Raw genomic sequence first — 504 nt, 5'->3', positions numbered from 1 at the left:
AGAGAGGTTCTAGAGAACATCAAAAAGATACCTGAAGTCAAAACGGCTTACATGGTTTATGGGGTCTATGATATCATTGTCATGATTGAATCAGATACCCTTGAAAAGCTAAGAGAGATGGTGACCAAGAAAATCCGACAGCTGGACAAAGTACGATCCACGATGACTATGATCGTTATGGAAGAGGTCCAGTAAGAGTAAGGTTTAAAAACCTCTTGCTTTTTCTATATTCCGGTACGCCGGCCAAAGTTGGTGGGTTCCACCCGTTCCCATCCCGAACACGGTAGTTAAACCACCAAACGTCTGCGGTTGTACTGGACGCCGAGAGGGTCCGGGAACCCGCGGAAGCTGGCGGCCACTTCATCTTTTAAAGTTCTAATATAAACCAAATAAATATAACCGAGAAGGGTATGAAAAATAACGTTCTCGTGGTGGAAAGCGTGCTTCCTGTAACCCAAGGTCTATTCGGTGGAGGCGACATGACCTCCGTGATCCTGAACATCG

Annotated in this window: 1 protein-coding gene and 1 rRNA gene; both read left to right on the top strand. The window is 45.8% G+C overall.

The window, feature by feature from the left end:
* On the top strand, positions 1–195 hold a 195-nt coding region (locus QHH26_13645; protein MDH7482990.1), incomplete at its 5' end, for an Lrp/AsnC ligand binding domain-containing protein.
* Positions 196–235: 40 nt separating this feature from the next.
* A 5S ribosomal RNA gene (gene rrf / locus QHH26_13640) occupies positions 236–357 on the top strand.
* Positions 358–504 lie beyond the last annotated feature (147 nt).

This window comes from Armatimonadota bacterium (assembly GCA_029907255.1).
Lineage (GTDB): Bacteria > Armatimonadota > UBA5829 > DTJY01 > DTJY01 > JAIMAU01.
This window is presented reverse-complemented; position numbering and strand designations above follow the sequence as displayed.